Here is a 16,984-nt window from a genome sequence, read left to right on the forward strand (position 1 = left end):
GCCCCATAGGATAAAGAGTGTTCTCAGGCTTTTAATATTTTAGAATAAATTAATTTACATACTTATTTCCGTCAGCATCAATATAGATGGATTGAACTGCCGTGCGGCGGTAAGGATAGCCAGCCTCCGTCGTGCCGTTAATTTCATAGGTTACGGAATAAAGGCCGGGCTTGTCCGCTTTGGAAAGCTCGATTTGTCCTGTAGGGTTAACGTTTTTTTGCTGTAACGTCAAACCCTTGGGCGCTAACGTGGTTCCTTGCTGCGGGTCACCGTAGTATTGAACCTGGTAGGTGACTTGTGTAACGCTGTCTGTGCTGTCTTTAGAATCTTGTGGTTCCAGATTCAGCTTCGGACCGACTGCATTGAGCTTGTATTTTAGTTCAGGCACCTGAACGGCATGGTAGCGGGCGATCAGGAGATACGCTCCTTGATCAGCAAGCGTGGCGTTCAGTTTATAGATACCCGGTTTTGGATTTTGAATGACGGCGTTATGATGCCAGGCACCAGCAAAAATTTCATCATCATAACCTGCTTTCAGACTGATGATCTCGCTGGTACCGTCAGGCTTGGTCAGCTCAAGCTGATTTACACGTTTATCGCTGATCCAGTCCAGATCAACAGATTTGACACCATTTTCAACAATGAGGATTTCGGAGGCTTTTCCATTATAGTCTCCGCCGCGGATAAAGTATGAATTGTCGATCTCGCTATAGGTGGATTGTAAAGCAGAAGCAGTCAGGGAAGATGCTGCTGAAACTGCCTCAGCTTCCTGATTCAATGTTGGAGTGTTCGCTTGGAGGTAGGGTTGGATCAGGGAGAAGACATAGGAGCCGGTACGAACCTTGGCATGATCCCAGGGTCCGACTTTGACTACACGTCCACCGGGAAGCTTGGCATTGTCGACAGTGACCATTCCATCATTCTTGCCAAAGGATGAGAGATAAAGTCCACCCAGTATGTAGGAAGCGGTGCCGTCGGACCAGTTATCACCAGCAAACGTGAAGAATGGAATTGTAGTCGCATTGCTGAGTGCATCGGTCTTGGATCGGAAATACTTCATATAAGATGTTTGTAAAGTTGAGGTGCCGGGATTCTGGGAGCCGATGATATCTGCTAGCCATCCGGCCCAGCTGCTGTAGGCGAGATCTGCAAGTTGTGAGCCATGATGAGGACTGCCGAGGGTGATGACACGTTGGACATAAGGGGCGGCTCCGTTATATACGAGAGCGGTTTGAGTATCTACTCCACCTTTGCTGTGAGCGATGACGATGAGCTTTTTTCCAAAGTGATTACTAATGACCTTGATTTTGTCGGCTAGAAGCTTGCCATTGTCCCACATATCCTGTGAGGTGCCGTTGGCATCGTAAAGATTAATGGTGGCCGTCTGGTATCCGGCGTCACGTGCGCGCTGAAGCATATCGTTGTTATTCTTGGTCCAGACTTCAGCGCTACTGTTCAATCCATGTACAAACAATAGTGCGGGCTTGGCAGGATCAACGCGATTAGGTGGCGGGCCTTCTGCCCAGCTTCCGGCGGCTTCTTTCGGGGGTTCAGGTGTAGTGGAGCCTGCAAAAGCACCAACGGGGACAAGAGTGACAGATAATAAAAAAATAAGCATTGAAACAGTGATCTTTCTCAAGCTTGGAATCCTCCTTTTGTAAAATAAAGTATTTTTCCCAACCTATTATACGTGCCATATTGTGGTATAACATCAATTCTATTTCATATTTACATTAAAATTTTATTTTTTCAGTCATTTTTTAGTCAGGATATCCCTTCGATTCATGGCACATGCTAACCTCGTCACACATTTTATATGTATGGAGGATGAGTTCATGCCAGGAACTAAGAAGATCATCAGCTTGACGATTTCTGCTGCTTTACTTGCCAGCATGGCTACTTTGACAGGGTGTGGGACTGCGAATCATAACGTCCGTACGAACGCTACCCGCTATAATGTGCAAAGCACACGTCCTTTGGATGGTGTGAACCGTTATGGTATGGATGGTGTGAACCGTATTGACGGTGTAAATCGTTATGGTGTGGATGGTGTCAACCGTATTGATGGTGTGAACCGTTATGGGGTTAAGTCCAACGGTGTAGGCGGGGCGCCATTGAACCCGAAAACTAATGTTACCGGACACCCAGTTCGTAATTTGCAAGTCGATCGCAATTTGTCCAAACGTTTAGCCGAGTTGCCGGATGTAAAATCTGCGACCGTACTGGTTGGTGATCGTAATGCTTATGTAGCGGTTTCCTTGAAGGACCATGCCAATGCAACGGGTGTGGGCACTCCAAGCGCCACTAGTACTCAGCATTACAGAAATGCACCGAGCGTGAGTGGCGTTAATGGTACGCGCGGGGGCTATACAACGGGCACCACTACGCCCGGAGTGACAGATGGGGTTACCGGATACGGAACACCTGCGCGTCGTGGTGACGGATTATACGGCACAATGGGTACAGGTTCTTATGGTATGATTCGTGGCTTGACGGATGGTACCCGCACGGATGGTACCACAGTTCAGGGTGCACGAACTGCGTATGAACCTAGCACGCTGACCGAAGCGGTCAAAAGTAAAATTGCCAATAAGGTTAAGCAATTTGCGCCGTCGATTCAACAGGTGTATGTATCAGCGAACCCTGATTTTATCAAGCATAGCACCGACTTTGCACGCAGTGTACAAAGTGGTCATCCGATCAAAGGAATGAGTACCCAATTAGGTGATATCATTCAACGTGTTTTTCCAACCCCTGCGGCTGGAACGAACCGTCCAACTACATCACCAACACGTCCACAAAATCATACACCTGCACCTATGAATTATCGTTAATTCACAACATATGTATAATGCCAAAAAAAGAGCTATCCATTTCGGCGAATGCGCCGACGGATAGCTTTTTGGTTTAGTGGAATGATATAAATGATTGGCGCATTCCTTTAATCCATACGCCCTGCAAATTTAGGTCGGCATCCAGCAACAGGATGTCTGCTTGCTTGCCTGCTTCTAGCGATCCTGTCCGATCATGAATATCCAGGGATCGAGCCGGATTCAGACTGGCCATTTGTGATGCTTCGGGGATACTCAAGCCCACCTGTTGAACCAGAAAACGAAAGCCTTCAATCATGGTCAGTGTGCTTCCCGCCAAGGTGACTCCATCCTCCAGTCGTGCCACACCATCCTGCACGATTACTGGCAAATCACCGAGCGTGTAGTGTCCATCCTCCAGCCCGGTGGCAGACATGGCATCGGTAATTAAAATAAGATTATGATTCTGCTTTAACTTGGCGAGTAGAGAAATGGCGGCAGGATGCACGTGAATGCCGTCCGCGATGACCTCTGCTTCAATGCGCGGATCAGCAAGTACCGCTCCAGCGGCTCCCGGCTTGCGGTGATGCAGCGGAGTCATGGCATTGAACGCATGCACGGCATGGTTCAGGCCCGCCGCCGCTGCCTGCTCCACCTCTTCATATGTGGCATCCGTATGACCCAGAGCGGCAGTGATACCATGGCTGCGCAGCCATGGTATCAGTTCCAGCGCGCCTTCCCGTTCGGGTGCAAGCGTCAGCTGGCGAACAAGGCCCGGGTAGCGCTGCTCCCATTCTGCCATCCACGCGAGATTCGGAGGCACGATGTGTTGCGGGTTTTGTGCTCCCGGCCAGTTCGGACTAATGAATGGGCCTTCCAGATGCACGCCCTCCAACTGCGCATGAGGCATAGGCTGTGCCATATAGGCGTGAACCTCACCCAGCACCCGGTCAATTCGCTCCTTAGGTGCGGTCATCGTAGTAGCCAGCATGGCGGTCGTTCCTTGCGAGCCGTGAAAGGAGGTGATCGTATCCAGTACTCTTGGATTGGAGTCCATAAAATCCTCACCGTTACCGCCGTGAACATGAATGTCAATAAAGCCCGGCAGCAGATAGCCGCCTTCCAGACGAACCATGCTTGCCGCTTCAGCTGTACCATCTGTATGACTTGCCTTGTCTGCGGATGACCAATCCGCAGGCAAATCCTCCTCTGAACCCGCATATACAATGGATTGTCCCTGAATGACGACAACCCCTTTTTCAATCATGTCGTTCCCGATGACGACCTGTCCATACAGCAGCTGAGTTATGCTGCCACTCGATTCATCTGAGTTCAATTAATCCAACCTCCTGCTTCCTGATCCAGTAATATAAGCACGTTGGGATGGCATTGCAGCAGGGATGCCGGACATTCTGTCGTGACGGGTCCAGTTAAAGCCTGCTTTATAATGTCAGCCTTATCCGCACCAAAAGCCACCAAAACAATTTGCTTCGCCTTTAAAATCGTGCCTACTCCCATCGTAATTGCTTGCTTGGGTACAGCATCTATATGGCCAAAAAATCGGGCATTTGCCGTACGCGTTCTTTCTTCCAAATCGACAACATGTGTGGACCCAGTCAAGCTGTGACCGGGTTCGTTAAAGCCAATATGACCATTATGACCAATGCCGAGCAATTGGAGATCCACGTGCCCATGATCCAGAATGGCTTGCTCGTGTGCTGCACATTCTGCTGCCAAATCGACTGCATTCCCGTCAGGTACGCGCGTATGGGCGATGGGAATGTCGATATGCTGGAACAGGTGCTCATTCATAAATCTGCGATAGCTCTGCGGGTGCTCCTGGGAGAGGCCGACATATTCATCAAGATTGACAGCAAAGGCTCGTGCAAAGCTGACCTGTCCCTTGCGGTACATATCTGCAAGACGTTGGTAAATACCAATAGGCGTACTACCGGTTGCTAGGCCAAGCATGGCCTGCGGTTTGGTTAGCAGTAAGCCGGCGATTACAGCGGCGGCAGTAGCGTTCAGGTCTTCACTGCTGTTAAAAATGCGTATGTTCATCTTAGTGGCCCCCTGGTTGTTTTTTGAGCTTGCTCACTTGTTGATATGAACCTTCCAATCTCGGAATATATTTGTCAAAATCCGCGCTCACCATACCTGTAAACAGGATATCTATGATATGAAGCTGGGCGATACGGGACGCCATATCTCCTCGTCGCATTCCTTCCTCCAGCGAAGAGGAAAACAGAGCAATATCCGATATCCCCGCCAGCGTATTGTTGCCAAAGGAGGTCAGGGATAGTGTCCTGGCTCCCTGCTCCTTCGCGCAGCGCAGAGCTGCGATCGTCTCCTGGGTTTCCCCCGAGTAGGAGACAGCAAAGGCGACATCTCCCGGCCCGAGCGAAGAGGCAGAGGTGATCTGCATATGCGAATCCGCGAAGGCGGTGCTATTTTTGCCAATACGAATGAGCTTCTGGTAAAAATCCTGCGCCACAATCGAGGAGGTCGCCATCCCGTACAAATCAATGCGGTTTGTGGCTGACAGCCACGTAATGGCTTGCTCCAGCTTGTCGAAATCCAGCAGCCGAGTCGTGTCCGCAATAGATGCCGTATGGTTCGCCTGAATAGCCTGCACAATACGGAAGAGTGAATTCCCGGCAACAATGTCCTGGTAGGATTCTTCACCATTACGGTTTGAATGGGATAACTCGGCGGCCAGCTTCATTTTGAAATCAGGATAGCCTTTAAAATGCAGTGATTTGCAAAACCGCGTAACGGTCGCCGCACTCACACCACAACGCTCTGACAGTTCCCGAATACCCAGATGCAGCACGTCTTCCGGGGATTGCAGAATGGATTCCCCAAGCCTGCGCTCTTGTACGGGGAGCTGCTCCAGTCTATGGGCTAATGTATGAAGGATAGGGGACATGAGCTGTGCTCCTTTGGCTGTAAAATGCTTTGATGAAAAAAAGTATCGTTATATTTAGTTGATTTAGGAAAAATATTTTCGTGTATATTGTAAAATAATTATGCTCTTCATGCAAGAGATGTGAGGTGAATATCTGCTAGATTTTACGAAAAAATGGGTTGCAAAAATTGTAGAAACAAGCATACATTAATTCACATATTTCGAGTTTTATTTACAAAACAACCTATTGACTTGTCTCTTCATTGGAGGAGTATAATTGAATAAAGTTCCAGTGAAGGGATTTTTCAAGGAGCTTACAGTGGGCATTGTTGTGCGTAACGAATAGAATCTCATTCACAAGGAGGAGTTTGCTATGCAAAGCCGAGTGATTGAAATGATCAGCGCGGTCAAGGAAGATCCTGAACTGGTCGGTAAGCTGGATGGACATTCGGACATTATTCATGATGCTGGGCTGGATTCGTTGCAATTGGTTCATTTCATGCTGCAAGTGGAGGATGCGTTTGATGTGGAAATTGATTTTGATTCCTTTGAGCTGGAGCATTTGCGCTCGGTAGATGCCTTTTGCAGCTACATACAGGGGATCAGCGAGGCGGAACAAGCGCCGCACCCGGAGGGAATGGAGACGGTCTAAGAGGCGGCTTTGATTTAGGGTACACTCTGCCTGAAAATCCATTAAACGAGGTGGTAGCATGCAGCCCAAAAGCAATGTGCTGATTGATGAGAAGGCGTTCAAGCTCATCAAGCGTAATCTGAAAAATGCTTCCGTGTCTTATCGTAATGCAACACAGAACCCTGCTTTCAAAACGGACATGCCCCAGACCATCGGTATTAAGCTGACCAACCGCTGCAACCTGAGATGTACCCACTGTTTTGAATGGAACGAGGAAGGTTATCATCATCAAATGGATAAAGAAGAGCAAAACTTGGATCTTGCCCCGGACATGCTTCGGCAAATTTTGAGCGAGACCAGGGAAGCCAAATCCCGGCTATACATGTGGGGCGGTGAACCGATGTTTCACCGGCGTTTTAACGAAATTTTGGACGTGCTGGCGGAAGATCGGCGCGAAATGACATTTTGTACGAATGGATTACTGATTGACAACTATTTGGACCGGATTTTGGATTTATCTGAAAATCTGGAGCTGTTAATAGCGATTGAAGGTTTTGAAAGAGAACACGATCTGATTCGCGGTAAAGGCACCTTTCAAAAAACGATGCGGCAGATGGATAAGCTGATTGAACTGCGTGACCAGGGATTGTACAAAGGGCGGGTAACCGTCCATGCGGTCATTAACGATAATATGATCGGACGAATGTACGAATTTCTGCAAATGCTGGAGGACAAAAGGCTGGATCTGGTGCTGCTGACGTTCCCCTGGTACATTTCCAAAGAAACCTCCCTCAAAATGGATGAATATTTTACACGTAACTTCTCCTGGCTAAGGCAGCTTGAAGAAAATAATATCAGCAGCTGGCATGCTTTCAAATATAAAATCAACCCGAGTAACATCGACCCTCTGATGCAGGAACTGCAGCGAATCAATGAGCGGGTGTGGAACATTCGCGTACGCTATCAGCCCGGTTTGGACTTTGGGGAGATCGATAAATTTATACATGGCGAGGAAATGGTCAGCCGCTGCTCCAATCATTGCCTGGCACTCACCTCCAGAACGGATATTTTGCCGGATGGGAAGGTTATGCCTTGCAAATTTTTCAGTGAGTTCACGATTGGAAGCTTGCGTGAGCAGAGTCTGGATGAGATATGGAATTCGGATGCGTATGAGAAAACCCGTCAAAAGATTAATCACGAAGGCTTAACGCCTGTATGTTCCAAATGCAGCGTCTTATACCTGCATGGAGCAGGCTCTTTGAAATATATATAGTGTCCTGTGAATGTTGTTTGTTACAGGATGGAAGAGAGGGATGACAGGACGTGACGACGAAAACGATCAATCTGGTGGAAGCGCTTGCTCATGAACGAGATCATGGAGTACTGATTTGGTTGTTCAATATCGGGGCAGAGCAGGTATGGCATCCGTCCCCCCGCAAAGGGGGGATGGTGGACCGGGATGAACAGCAGGTCGTAAACCGGATGGAGGAAATGAATCTCCTGCTGTGCCGGAGTCAGGATGTTATTGTACTTCGCGAAAAGCCGGATGAGGCTTTTCTGGACATGCTTCGGCGGCTGGGCTTTAGTCTGCCGCGTATTGAGGTGCCGGAGCCGTCTGACCCGCTAACGCCGATTTCGGAGCTGGTGCTGGCGGACAAGGCGCTTTTGGCACGACTGCGCGCGGTTGCGGACGCAGGCCACAGCAGCGGCGGAGCCAAAGCGTGGCTCGTTCCGTATGCGGTCACACCGCAGGAGGAAGCGATTGCGGAGTGCTGCGGACTGGAGCTGATCGGCGCTCCGTCCTCAATCAGCGCTCGGGTGAATGATAAAATATTCAGTCGCCTGACTGCGCAAAAGCTTGGTTTTGCTGTCAGTGAAGGTGCTGTATGCGAAGACGAAGCGGCGATCCGCAGGGAATGTGTCAGACTGGCTGAGTTGGCGGACGGGCCTGTGAAGCTGATTATCAAGCAGCCGCATGGTGCCTCGGGACAAGGCATGTATATGCTGGACGAGCTGTCCAAGCTGGACACACTGCTGAGTGTGATGCGGCGCTTCGGCGGCTCATCGCCATCTTCCGGCGGTTGGCTGGTGGAGCGCTGGCACACCAAACAGATGGATCTGAATTATCAGCTCTGTATCGACGAGAGCGGTGGTGTGACCATGTTTTCGCTAAAAAGACAAAACGTGGACGGCACCGTGTATATCGGGTCTCAGGTTCCGGCTGATATTGGCCCTGCACTAGAGGAGGAAGTGAGACGCTGCGCCTATCAACTGGGAACCTATCTGTATTCCATCGGATATACAGGTATGGCCTCCATTGACGGTTTTGTGGATGAAGACGGGGTGCTGGTTCCGGTGATCGAGATTAACGGCAGATTTACCCTGTCTACGTACATCTCGTTCCTGTCCTCTGTCTTGGGAGAGCAGCATAAAACATTGTCCCGTTACTATCGCAACGTTACCGCTTCACCCCTTACCTATAGCCGCTTGTGCGAGTTGCTCGCGGAGGAGGGCTTGCTCTATACACCGGAACGCGCTCAAGGGGTGTTTGTTTATACGGCGGGCACGCTATCGGATATTCCTGTAAAACGGGGCTACGTAAACCGAATATTCACACTTATTTTGGCAGACAGCTGGCAGGAAGCGGAAGCTTATGCGCACAAGTTGGAAGGGATCATCGCTGGATTGGGATGCTTATAATTCGGGAGGAATTCAAGATGAAAACAAATGTATACCATGTAGTACCCTTGCTGGAAAAGGTATTAAAGCTGGCTCCGGGCGAGCTTGAACAGCTGGCTCCTGATCAGGACCTGCGAACCTTGGGGCTTAATTCTCTGTCTGCTGTTGAATTGATTGTGGAGCTGGAAAATGAGCTTGATATTACGATGGAGGATGACGATCTGGTGCTGGAGCATCTATCTACACTGCAAGGCATTGAACGTCTGCTGGGCAAATATGCATAAGGGCGCGGCGAAGACCAGACCTGTGCAGGAATCGGGCATGGATAGTCGTCATGATTCCATTGTTGACCACGCTGTTGAAGAAGTAGCCAACGCTCTTCCGGGGAAACATTGTGTATATTCATCTCTGCGCACGTCATTGCGACGCTATGGGGTGAACATGGCAGAGTCCGAGCTGTTCATGCTGTGTGGAAGCATGTGTGCGGAATATAGCGGAGATTTGAAGCGCTTCGGACCTGAGAAATACCCGGAACAGCTGCAAGAAATGGCAGCCAGCGGCGGACCTGTGATTCGGGTGGAGCCGTGGATCGCTGGCGTAAACGATGAAACCGACTTGCTGCGGGTGCTCACATCTGGCTACGGTACGATGCTGCATACGTCAAGCACGGCCTTAACTTATCACGATGTATATGTGAAAAATTACCCAAGGGGTCATGTGATTGAGCTGTGCGGATTGGACCTGGGGGAGCGGACGGCACAGGTAAATGATAGCTTCCTGCTGGACTCCTCGGGACAGGCTATGACTTATGTGGGACCGGCCCGTCTCGATGATTTGATGCAGGGTATTATTGAGTATGCATGGCTGGTGGAGCAGCCTGTCCGGCTTTCGCCAGGCGAGTTGCATGCTGCGTGTGCATACCATATTCGTCAGTATGTGACTGGGCACGAAGCGGTCTGGAGAGGCGTGCTTTCGCCAGATGAGTCGGCAAATCAGACTGGAAAGGCTGCAACAGGCAAGCATGTCAAGCGAGGGGATGCGGGATACCGGGCATTTGTCGACGATTTTCGCTTGTTGGCAGAAATGGAGGATCAGGATTTTCGGGCGTACTGTCATGAAATCTATTACAATCTACGATTGGGTAGTGCCCTTCATTTGACGGATTACACCGCTGATTATTGCCTGCTGCATCAAGCTTCGCTGGGACCACATACACAGCATGTGATTGAATTGGCGCAATCGCTGTACGCAGATTGGCACAAGCTCAATCTGTATATTTACAAAACAGGTCTCCAACTGCGCAAGCAGCGGATACCTGAGATTAGGGAACGCGCTCTGAGCCTGATTGAAAGACAGCGGCATATGCTGGAGGAATTAATGGTTTTAACGGAGCAGGCAGCCGATTAGCTCAGGTTGAGCGTTCGGTTAAATCGTTTGGGTCAGTCGGAAGAGGAGGGAAATTCATTGCCGTCCATTACATTGAATCAATTGTCGAAAACGTTTACGTACTACAAAAAGGAGCCGGGCGTGCGCAAATCGTTACAAAACCTGTTCAGGCGGGAAAAGCTGACCAAGAAGGCCGTGAAAAATGTCAGCTTCAGCATTGAGGAAGGGGAAATTGTCGGGTTTCTCGGTCCGAACGGGGCGGGCAAAACAACGACGCTCAAAATGCTGTCCGGCATTCTCCATCCCAGTGAGGGGGAAGCGTCGGTACTCGGTTTTACCCCGTGGAAGCGACAAAAAGAGTTTAAACGTCAGTTTTCCATCGTGATGGGACAGAAAAACCAGCTCTGGTGGGATCTGCCTGCAAGCGAGTCGTTCGAGCTGAACAAGCTTATTTACGAAATAGATGAAAGACGTTATAAGGAGGCGCTGGACGAGCTGGTCACCCTGCTAGGTGTGGAGGAGCAGCTTCATGTACAGGTGCGGCGGCTATCTCTCGGCGAGCGTATGAAAATGGAGCTGATTGCCGCGCTGCTGCATCGTCCACGGGTTATTTTACTAGACGAGCCGACGATCGGACTGGACCTAGTTTCTCAGCGGCGGATTCGTGAGTTTTTCAAAGCCTATAACCGCGCGCATCGGACGACCATCCTGCTGACAAGCCATTATATGAAGGATATTGAGGATTTATGCAGCAGATCCATCATTATTAGCGGTGGCCAGTTGGTTTATGACGGAGACTTGCACAAGGTGAACGAGGTCATCGGTGCTCGTAAACTGCTCAAGGTTCGACTGGAGACTCCCGTGCCTAACCTGACGCTGGCAGGACTCGGCAAGCTGCGCTCCAACTCCGAGCTGGAGGCGGTATTTGAACTGGATGCAGAAGATACGCTGACCTGGTCCAAAAAGATTCTGGACGCACTGCCTGTCGTTGATTTTACGATTGAGGATGTCCCGCTGGAAGAGGGGATAGCCAATTTGTACGATGGGGGCAGGCTGGCTGATGCGAACTAACAAATATGTGAAGGTGCTCCAGCTTGGCATGCAAAACGAAATGGAATACCGGGCCAATTATTGGCTGCAGATGGCAGGGTTTATGCTGCCGATCATGACGCAAATTTTTCTCTGGCTTGCGGTATTCGGCTCTTCGGGACAGGCAAGAGTGCTGGGCTATTCTCTGCCGGAAATGCTGGTTTATGTCGTTATGGCGGGCGTGACCGGAAAACTGATCGCCACGGGCTTTGAATATGAAATTGCTACAGATATCAAGGAAGGCGGATTGGCCAAATTCATGGTGCAGCCTGTGCATTATTTTGCTTACCGTTTTTGCCGATTTATCGGTGGCAAAGCGGTACAATCCGCAGTCGTACTGTTGGCGGCTGCTATTTTGCTGCTATGTCTCAGTCTGGAGGGACATATCGGCTTCGAGCTGTCGTATATTCTGCTTTACATATTGGCGTTGCCGGGAGCGCTTGTACTCAATTTTGTGGTCTATTACACGCTGAGCGGCATAGCCTTTTGGATAACGGAATCAGCAGGATTATTTTACACGCTGTCGCTTGTCATTTATGTAGCTAGCGGTACCGTGTTCCCGCTGACGATTTTTGGAGATGCTTTGGCCCGTCTGTTCAGCTTGCTACCGTTCAGCTACACCGTATTTTTTCCGGTAAACGCGCTAACAGGTAAGCTGACTGTGTTGGAAGCCGCCAAAGGCATTGGCGTACAATGGCTCTGGATTGCAGTGCTGGCGGCCGTATCACGCCGGGTGTGGCAAGCCGGGCTCAAACGCTTTGTCTCGGTAGGAGGCTAACATGAAAAATGTTTTCCGAAACGTTGGGCGTTATTTTAGGCTGTACTGGAAGTTTGTCCAGTTTTCCGTCATGTCGCAGCTGGAATACCGCATTAATTTTATTACTGCGTTTCTGGTTGAAACGGCTTATTTGCTCATCAAGCTGCTGTACGCTTCGGTTCCATACCGGGCCGGAACGGACATTAACGGCTGGACTCCCGATGCGGTGCTGCTATATATCGGCGTATTTACGATGATGAGCGGATTTTACAGCGGCTTGTTCTACAGTAATTTTACAAGTCTGCCTGACAAAATCCGTACTGGCTCACTGGATGTGCTTATCACCAAGCCGGTGTCGCTGCAATTTATGGTGACGCTGCGTCAATTTGAGCTGGGCTACACCGTGCCGAATGTAGTGGGCGGCGGAATCATGACGGGCATTGGCTGGGTTCGACTCGGGCTGCCATTTGATTTGGAAACCGTGGGCGGCTTCGCTGTGCTGCTCGGATGCGGGGTGCTTACGGCCTATTCCGTGTTTTTGCTGCCACAATTGCTGGCCTTCTGGATTATTCGCACGAATGGCGTAACGGAGCTGTCGAACAGCATTTTCGAGACAAACTATGTGCCGATGGCTGTGTATAGCAACCTGATTCAGCGTATTGGCTTGTTCGTGCTTCCGGTGTTTGTCATTTGCAACTTTCCGCCTATGTTTATTCTCGGCAAAATGGATATCGGTTTGATTGTTTGGGCATTTCTTGCACCTCTCTGGCTGCTGGCGATCATCCGTTTGATATGGCAGTTTGCGCTGCGTGATTATACGAGTGCAAGCCAGTAGCGCTACCGTCTTAGTGGGCTAGTCATAGTAGGCTAATAACGAAGCAAGAAAGGAAGCGAATGACATGAATGCGATACCGAGCCAGCGTCATTTGTATATGGGAACGTTCGAAGCGGAGGCATACTGGCGGGATGCCCAGTTGGCTTCCCTGCCCGCTCTGCCTGACCGGGCATCTTCAGCGATTGTAGCGGCGATGGATGAACTGCTGTTCAGCTTTTGCCAGCCAGGGGACGCGTTATTGACCCGTTATGCGATTTCGCCTGTGCATCGTCAGTATATCGCAGAGCTGGGCTTTCATCCGGCTGTCAATGAACGGGATTTGACGGATGGAATGGAGCAAGCTGGCGGCAACGTATCAGCGGCTTCCGTTTTTGAACTGCTGGGCAGCCGCAAGGCCAATCCCGGAGAGGGCTTCCCTCAGCTGGAGGGCTGTGTGCTCAGCCCGTTTGCGGGTTTGCCGCATGTGGAAGAGGCTGCCCGTGCCTGGGGAATCACATTGCATCAGCCACCGCTGGAGACGATTCGCAAGGTAAATGCCAAAACCTATTCCTCTGATCTCAAACGCAGTCTCGGCCTGCGTAATCCGGGCCATATCGTGACTTCGTTTGCGGATGTAGCTGAGGCGGGGCGCAAGCTGCTGCGGGATGGAAGCTTTTTAATCAAGGATGATTTTGGCGTATCGGGCAAAGGAAACCTGCACATTACTTCGACACAAATGCTGGACCGGATCGTATCGTATTTGCGTGGACAGGAGCGCAAAGGCAAACAGGTGCTATTCCTTCTGGAGCCTTTTTTGGAAAAAGAGCAGGATTTTTCATGCCAATTTTCGATTGGTGATGATGGAAGGGTGGATATCCTATCCGTGCAATGGCTGTCCAACACTCAATTTGCCTATCGGGAATCTTTGTCGCCGGACGAGGCTTTTATGGAACGGCTGGAGCGCGAGGGCTATTTTAGCTTAATGCAGGACGTGGGACGGCAGTTGTATCAGGATGGATATTACGGTGATGTTTGCATTGACTCCATGACACTCCGTGGCGGCAAGCTGGAGCCGATTATTGAAATTAACGCCCGCAAGTCGATGAGTCTGATCAAACATCAGCTCGATAATTTTCTCGCCGCGAAAAACATGCGCGGCACGCTGACGAATTATTCGCTATCCCATGACGGCAGTCTGACCTATGAGGAACTGCTGGAAGGGCTGAAATGTGAAGGACTGCTGTTCACAGGGGAACGTGAGGAAGGCATAATGCCGCTGGGCGCCAATACGTTATATGTGAACACAGGTGGAAGAGATGGGGAAAACAGGATTGAAGGCCATACAAGCATATCAAGCACAACAAGCAGCAATGCAACCGGGTGCGATGGCAGATCATCTGCCAAGCAGGCTCGCGTGAGTGGGATAAGTGCTGGTAATGGCGGATCAGAAGGGAATGGCGTGGCTAAGCCGGACTTAAGTGGTAAAAAAGAAGCTGCCGGAAGCGAACGGGCCCGAGGAAAGGGTCGTCTTTATTTGGAACTGGTTGCTGCAGGGGACGAAGACAAAATGCGTTTGACTACAAAGCTGGAGCGTTTTTTGGCGGAGCATCATTTTACAGTGCTGAATTAAACGGGAGGCGTATGAGCATGTGTGCAAATATAGAACAACAGACGAAGATAACGATTTTGTGTTCCGGTTTCGGACTGGGTTTTTATACCCCTGGCTTGTTGTTGCAAGCGGGTTTTCGCAGACTTGGCTTCGATACGTCAATTCATGTGTTTGAAAATGTGCTGCCGGCATCGGCCCGTCTCCAGGTCGACAAAAGCCGTAAAGCTTATCACGACAATTTTGCTGTAGCCTTAATGTCACAGAAGGTGCCGCAGGATATGCGAAATTCATTGGACCCTGCTGCAATGGAAGTACTGCTGAACCAATGGATGGCGGAGGATCGGCGGTATTTTATATGCTTATCCGGTCATTGGATGTATGTACTGGAGGAGTATCGCAAACGGAGAGAGCCGGAGTCGGTGCAGGTAGACATCATCTATATGGATTCGACACCTTCGCCTTCCTGGAAAAATCTGGCCAAGCATAATCCGCTTTTTGCTGATGGCTGTGGAGAAACGACTTTATTTGAAAATGACAAGAATAGAGTCAGCCACTATATTGATGTCCAGGCTGTAAAGCATATCCCTTTTGAAGCACGGCAATCCCGCTTATTCGTACATGGCGGTGGCTGGGGCATGGGCACATACCGTGACAAGGTTGGGCAGCTGGAAGAGGCTGGATGGGAACTGGATTTGCTGTTGTATGATCAGGATCAGCCGGATGAACAGCGCGACAGTATACGCTATTTTCGGATGGACCCGCAGTGGAGAACATGGCAGCGAAATAAAGCTGGAGAGCATACCTTTCCACCTTTCGGAGAGGTAAAACCGGGCGAAGGAACAGTGTATCAGGTTGGGGCAGATTACCATAGCTTGCTGGACCGAACATGTCATGTTCAAGCCATTGTCAGTAAGCCCGGTGGAGGCAGCATGACCGATTCGTTCGCTACAGCTACTCCGCTTATTATGCTAGAGCCGTTTGGTGTGCATGAGAAGCATAATGCGGACCTGTGGGAACGTCTGGGACTAGGTATGCGCTACGAGACATGGATGGAAACCTATGGCGGCAGTGCTGAGGTACTGGAAAATATGCATCGGAAAATCGTGGAACTGCGCAGTCAGACGCCGCGCTATGTGGAGTCGTATGTGAATAGCATCCAAATGCAGGCAAGCGCATCCGGAATGGAGAAAGGGTCATGAACGCCGCCGCTGCTGCACATGAACCTGCGGTAGGAGATATCCGCTTTGGGATCATCGGCTGTTCCGCCATTGCCCCGCGTGCATTGCTGGAGCCGATCAGGCACGTTGCAGGGGCCCGTGTGACCGCGCTTGCCAATCGCACGGTTGCCAAGGCGGAAGAACTGGCGGAGCGTTTTGGGGTCCGTGTCGTTTATCGGCATGCCGAGGATTTGCTGAAGGACCCGGAGATCGACGCTGTATATATTGCACTTAGCAACGACCTGCATGCCGAGTGGATTGGCAAAGCACTGCAGGCTCACAAGCACGTGCTGGTAGAAAAGCCGTTATGCTTGAATACAGCGGATCTGATTCCCTTGGCCGCGACTGTTGAGCAGAGCCGTGCTTACCTGCTGGAGGGAGTCATGGTGCAGCATCATCCCTGGCAGCGCGAGCTGCGTAGGATCGTGGAATCAGGTTGCTATGGTCGTTTACGCTCTATAGCAACGAGTCTGTGCATTCCCGCCAAGGATGGGCATGCGAACAATTACAGATCCCGGCCGGAGCAGGGCGGGGGATGCTTTTGGGATTTGGGCGTGTACTGGCTTCAGCTGCTTCAGGCTGTCGTTGGATTAGAGCAGGCGGAATTTCGCAGCCAATCGGATTTCAATGGTCCCCATGGCTGTGACTGGACATTTCACGCACAGGCCCGTTATCCGAGCGGCTTGGAGGTGTCAGCCCTCTTTTCATTCGAGCGGCCTTATCGCTGCGCTCATGTACTGACTTTTGATTCGGCGGTGGTCACCTTGCAGGACTGCTTTCGGGCAAATTTAGGTTTTTATAAAATAACACTCAAGACAGAAATGAAGGAAATGACCTCTCACTCACCATTTCAGCCACAGCCACAATCCAAAATGAAAACTGTTTTCGAGCCTATGAACTATTATGTCAATCAGCTGGAGGCCTTCTGCAGCATCATCCGGGGGGAAGCTGAGCCGATCCTGTTCCGTGAGGCCGCTGAGCGAGTCAGACTGCTGGCAGCCATTCATGAGGCAGCACATTCGGGCGAGACGATCTATGCCGTATGAGTATGTGCAAAATGCTGAGGATAGAAAAGCGAAGAGAG

The 16,984-nt window shown here is 50.4% G+C and carries 16 protein-coding genes; 12 read left to right on the forward strand and 4 right to left on the reverse strand.

Annotated elements, in window-relative coordinates; translation table 11 throughout:
• Positions 1–49: 49 nt before the first annotated feature.
• Positions 50–1,639, reverse strand: coding sequence for an esterase/lipase family protein (locus KQI_RS0116510; protein ID WP_010347940.1), 1,590 nt, complete (start codon positions 1,637–1,639; stop codon positions 50–52).
• A gap of 196 nt (positions 1,640–1,835) precedes the next feature.
• On the opposite strand from KQI_RS0116510, the gene KQI_RS0116515 reads away from it, so the two are divergent.
• Positions 1,836–2,834, forward strand: coding sequence for a YhcN/YlaJ family sporulation lipoprotein (locus KQI_RS0116515; protein WP_010347941.1), 999 nt, complete (start codon positions 1,836–1,838; stop codon positions 2,832–2,834).
• Positions 2,835–2,907: 73 nt separating this feature from the next.
• On the opposite strand, the gene nagA is transcribed toward KQI_RS0116515, so the two are convergent.
• The 3 genes from nagA to KQI_RS0116530 are packed head-to-tail and all read right to left on the reverse strand — an operon-like array spanning position 2,908 to position 5,739.
• A complete protein-coding gene (gene nagA / locus KQI_RS0116520) occupies positions 2,908–4,146 on the reverse strand; it encodes an N-acetylglucosamine-6-phosphate deacetylase (RefSeq protein WP_010347942.1) in 1,239 nt (412 codons plus the stop codon).
• Positions 4,143–4,871 carry a glucosamine-6-phosphate deaminase gene (gene nagB, locus KQI_RS0116525; protein WP_010347943.1) on the reverse strand — a complete coding sequence of 243 codons (729 nt, stop codon included), beginning with the start codon at positions 4,869–4,871 and terminating at the stop codon, positions 4,143–4,145. The genes nagA and nagB overlap by 4 nt, the downstream gene beginning before the upstream one ends.
• Before the next feature lies 1 nt (position 4,872).
• The gene (locus tag KQI_RS0116530) at positions 4,873–5,739 is read right to left on the reverse strand and encodes a MurR/RpiR family transcriptional regulator (protein ID WP_010347944.1); all 867 of its coding nucleotides are present in this window, start codon (positions 5,737–5,739) and stop codon (positions 4,873–4,875) included.
• Between the two features lie 352 nt (positions 5,740–6,091).
• Between KQI_RS0116530 and KQI_RS0116535 the strand changes: the two genes are divergently transcribed.
• From KQI_RS0116535 to KQI_RS0116585, 11 genes are all read left to right on the forward strand, one after another.
• Positions 6,092–6,370, forward strand: coding sequence for an acyl carrier protein (locus KQI_RS0116535; protein WP_010347945.1), 279 nt, complete (start codon positions 6,092–6,094; stop codon positions 6,368–6,370).
• A 58-nt stretch (positions 6,371–6,428) separates the two neighbouring features.
• Positions 6,429–7,622 (forward strand): radical SAM/SPASM domain-containing protein, encoded by a 1,194-nt coding sequence (locus KQI_RS0116540; RefSeq protein ID WP_010347946.1) that lies wholly within the window; start codon positions 6,429–6,431, stop codon positions 7,620–7,622.
• Positions 7,623–7,672: 50 nt separating this feature from the next.
• Positions 7,673–9,049, forward strand: a complete 1,377-nt coding sequence (locus KQI_RS0116545; protein ID WP_010347947.1) for a preATP grasp domain-containing protein — start codon at positions 7,673–7,675, stop codon at positions 9,047–9,049.
• A gap of 17 nt (positions 9,050–9,066) precedes the next feature.
• On the forward strand, positions 9,067–9,312 hold the full coding sequence (locus KQI_RS0116550; RefSeq protein ID WP_010347948.1) for an acyl carrier protein: 246 nt from the start codon (positions 9,067–9,069) through the stop codon (positions 9,310–9,312).
• The gene (locus KQI_RS0116555) at positions 9,305–10,435 is read left to right on the forward strand and encodes a hypothetical protein (protein WP_010347949.1); all 1,131 of its coding nucleotides are present in this window, start codon (positions 9,305–9,307) and stop codon (positions 10,433–10,435) included. Before KQI_RS0116550 ends, KQI_RS0116555 begins: the two co-directional genes overlap by 8 nt.
• Before the next feature lie 57 nt (positions 10,436–10,492).
• Positions 10,493–11,485, forward strand: coding sequence for an ABC transporter ATP-binding protein (locus KQI_RS0116560; RefSeq protein ID WP_010347950.1), 993 nt, complete (start codon positions 10,493–10,495; stop codon positions 11,483–11,485).
• A complete protein-coding gene (locus KQI_RS0116565; protein ID WP_029390201.1) occupies positions 11,475–12,281 on the forward strand; it encodes an ABC transporter permease in 807 nt (268 codons plus the stop codon). Before KQI_RS0116560 ends, KQI_RS0116565 begins: the two co-directional genes overlap by 11 nt.
• Before the next feature lies 1 nt (position 12,282).
• The gene (locus KQI_RS0116570; RefSeq protein ID WP_010347952.1) at positions 12,283–13,095 is read left to right on the forward strand and encodes an ABC transporter permease; all 813 of its coding nucleotides are present in this window, start codon (positions 12,283–12,285) and stop codon (positions 13,093–13,095) included.
• 64 nt (positions 13,096–13,159) lie between these two features.
• Positions 13,160–14,704 carry a hypothetical protein gene (locus KQI_RS0116575; RefSeq protein ID WP_010347953.1) on the forward strand — a complete coding sequence of 515 codons (1,545 nt, stop codon included), beginning with the start codon at positions 13,160–13,162 and terminating at the stop codon, positions 14,702–14,704.
• 17 nt (positions 14,705–14,721) lie between these two features.
• Positions 14,722–15,882, forward strand: coding sequence for a hypothetical protein (locus KQI_RS0116580; RefSeq protein WP_010347954.1), 1,161 nt, complete (start codon positions 14,722–14,724; stop codon positions 15,880–15,882).
• The gene (locus KQI_RS0116585; protein WP_010347955.1) at positions 15,879–16,946 is read left to right on the forward strand and encodes a Gfo/Idh/MocA family protein; all 1,068 of its coding nucleotides are present in this window, start codon (positions 15,879–15,881) and stop codon (positions 16,944–16,946) included. Before KQI_RS0116580 ends, KQI_RS0116585 begins: the two co-directional genes overlap by 4 nt.
• Positions 16,947–16,984: the final 38 nt, after the last annotated feature.

The sequence above is a fragment of the Paenibacillus peoriae KCTC 3763 genome (genome assembly GCF_000236805.1).
Taxonomy (GTDB): domain Bacteria; phylum Bacillota; class Bacilli; order Paenibacillales; family Paenibacillaceae; genus Paenibacillus; species Paenibacillus peoriae.

Excerpts from the sequence above, each read along its gene's own strand:
- nagB (WP_010347943.1), bottom strand. The coding sequence starts at position 4,871 with ATGAACATACGCATTTTTAACAGCAGTGAAGACCTGAACGCTACTGCC.
- KQI_RS0116530 (WP_010347944.1), bottom strand. The coding sequence starts at position 5,739 with ATGTCCCCTATCCTTCATACATTAGCCCATAGACTGGAGCAGCTCCCC.
- KQI_RS0116555 (WP_010347949.1), top strand. The coding sequence starts at position 9,305 with ATGCATAAGGGCGCGGCGAAGACCAGACCTGTGCAGGAATCGGGCATG.
- KQI_RS0116580 (WP_010347954.1), top strand. The coding sequence starts at position 14,722 with ATGTGTGCAAATATAGAACAACAGACGAAGATAACGATTTTGTGTTCC.
- KQI_RS0116540 (WP_010347946.1), top strand. The coding sequence starts at position 6,429 with ATGCAGCCCAAAAGCAATGTGCTGATTGATGAGAAGGCGTTCAAGCTC.
- KQI_RS0116575 (WP_010347953.1), top strand. The coding sequence starts at position 13,160 with ATGAATGCGATACCGAGCCAGCGTCATTTGTATATGGGAACGTTCGAA.
- KQI_RS0116515 (WP_010347941.1), top strand. The coding sequence starts at position 1,836 with ATGCCAGGAACTAAGAAGATCATCAGCTTGACGATTTCTGCTGCTTTA.
- KQI_RS0116550 (WP_010347948.1), top strand. The coding sequence starts at position 9,067 with ATGAAAACAAATGTATACCATGTAGTACCCTTGCTGGAAAAGGTATTA.
- KQI_RS0116570 (WP_010347952.1), top strand. The coding sequence starts at position 12,283 with ATGAAAAATGTTTTCCGAAACGTTGGGCGTTATTTTAGGCTGTACTGG.
- KQI_RS0116565 (WP_029390201.1), top strand. The coding sequence starts at position 11,475 with ATGCGAACTAACAAATATGTGAAGGTGCTCCAGCTTGGCATGCAAAAC.
- KQI_RS0116535 (WP_010347945.1), top strand. The coding sequence starts at position 6,092 with ATGCAAAGCCGAGTGATTGAAATGATCAGCGCGGTCAAGGAAGATCCT.
- KQI_RS0116585 (WP_010347955.1), top strand. The coding sequence starts at position 15,879 with ATGAACGCCGCCGCTGCTGCACATGAACCTGCGGTAGGAGATATCCGC.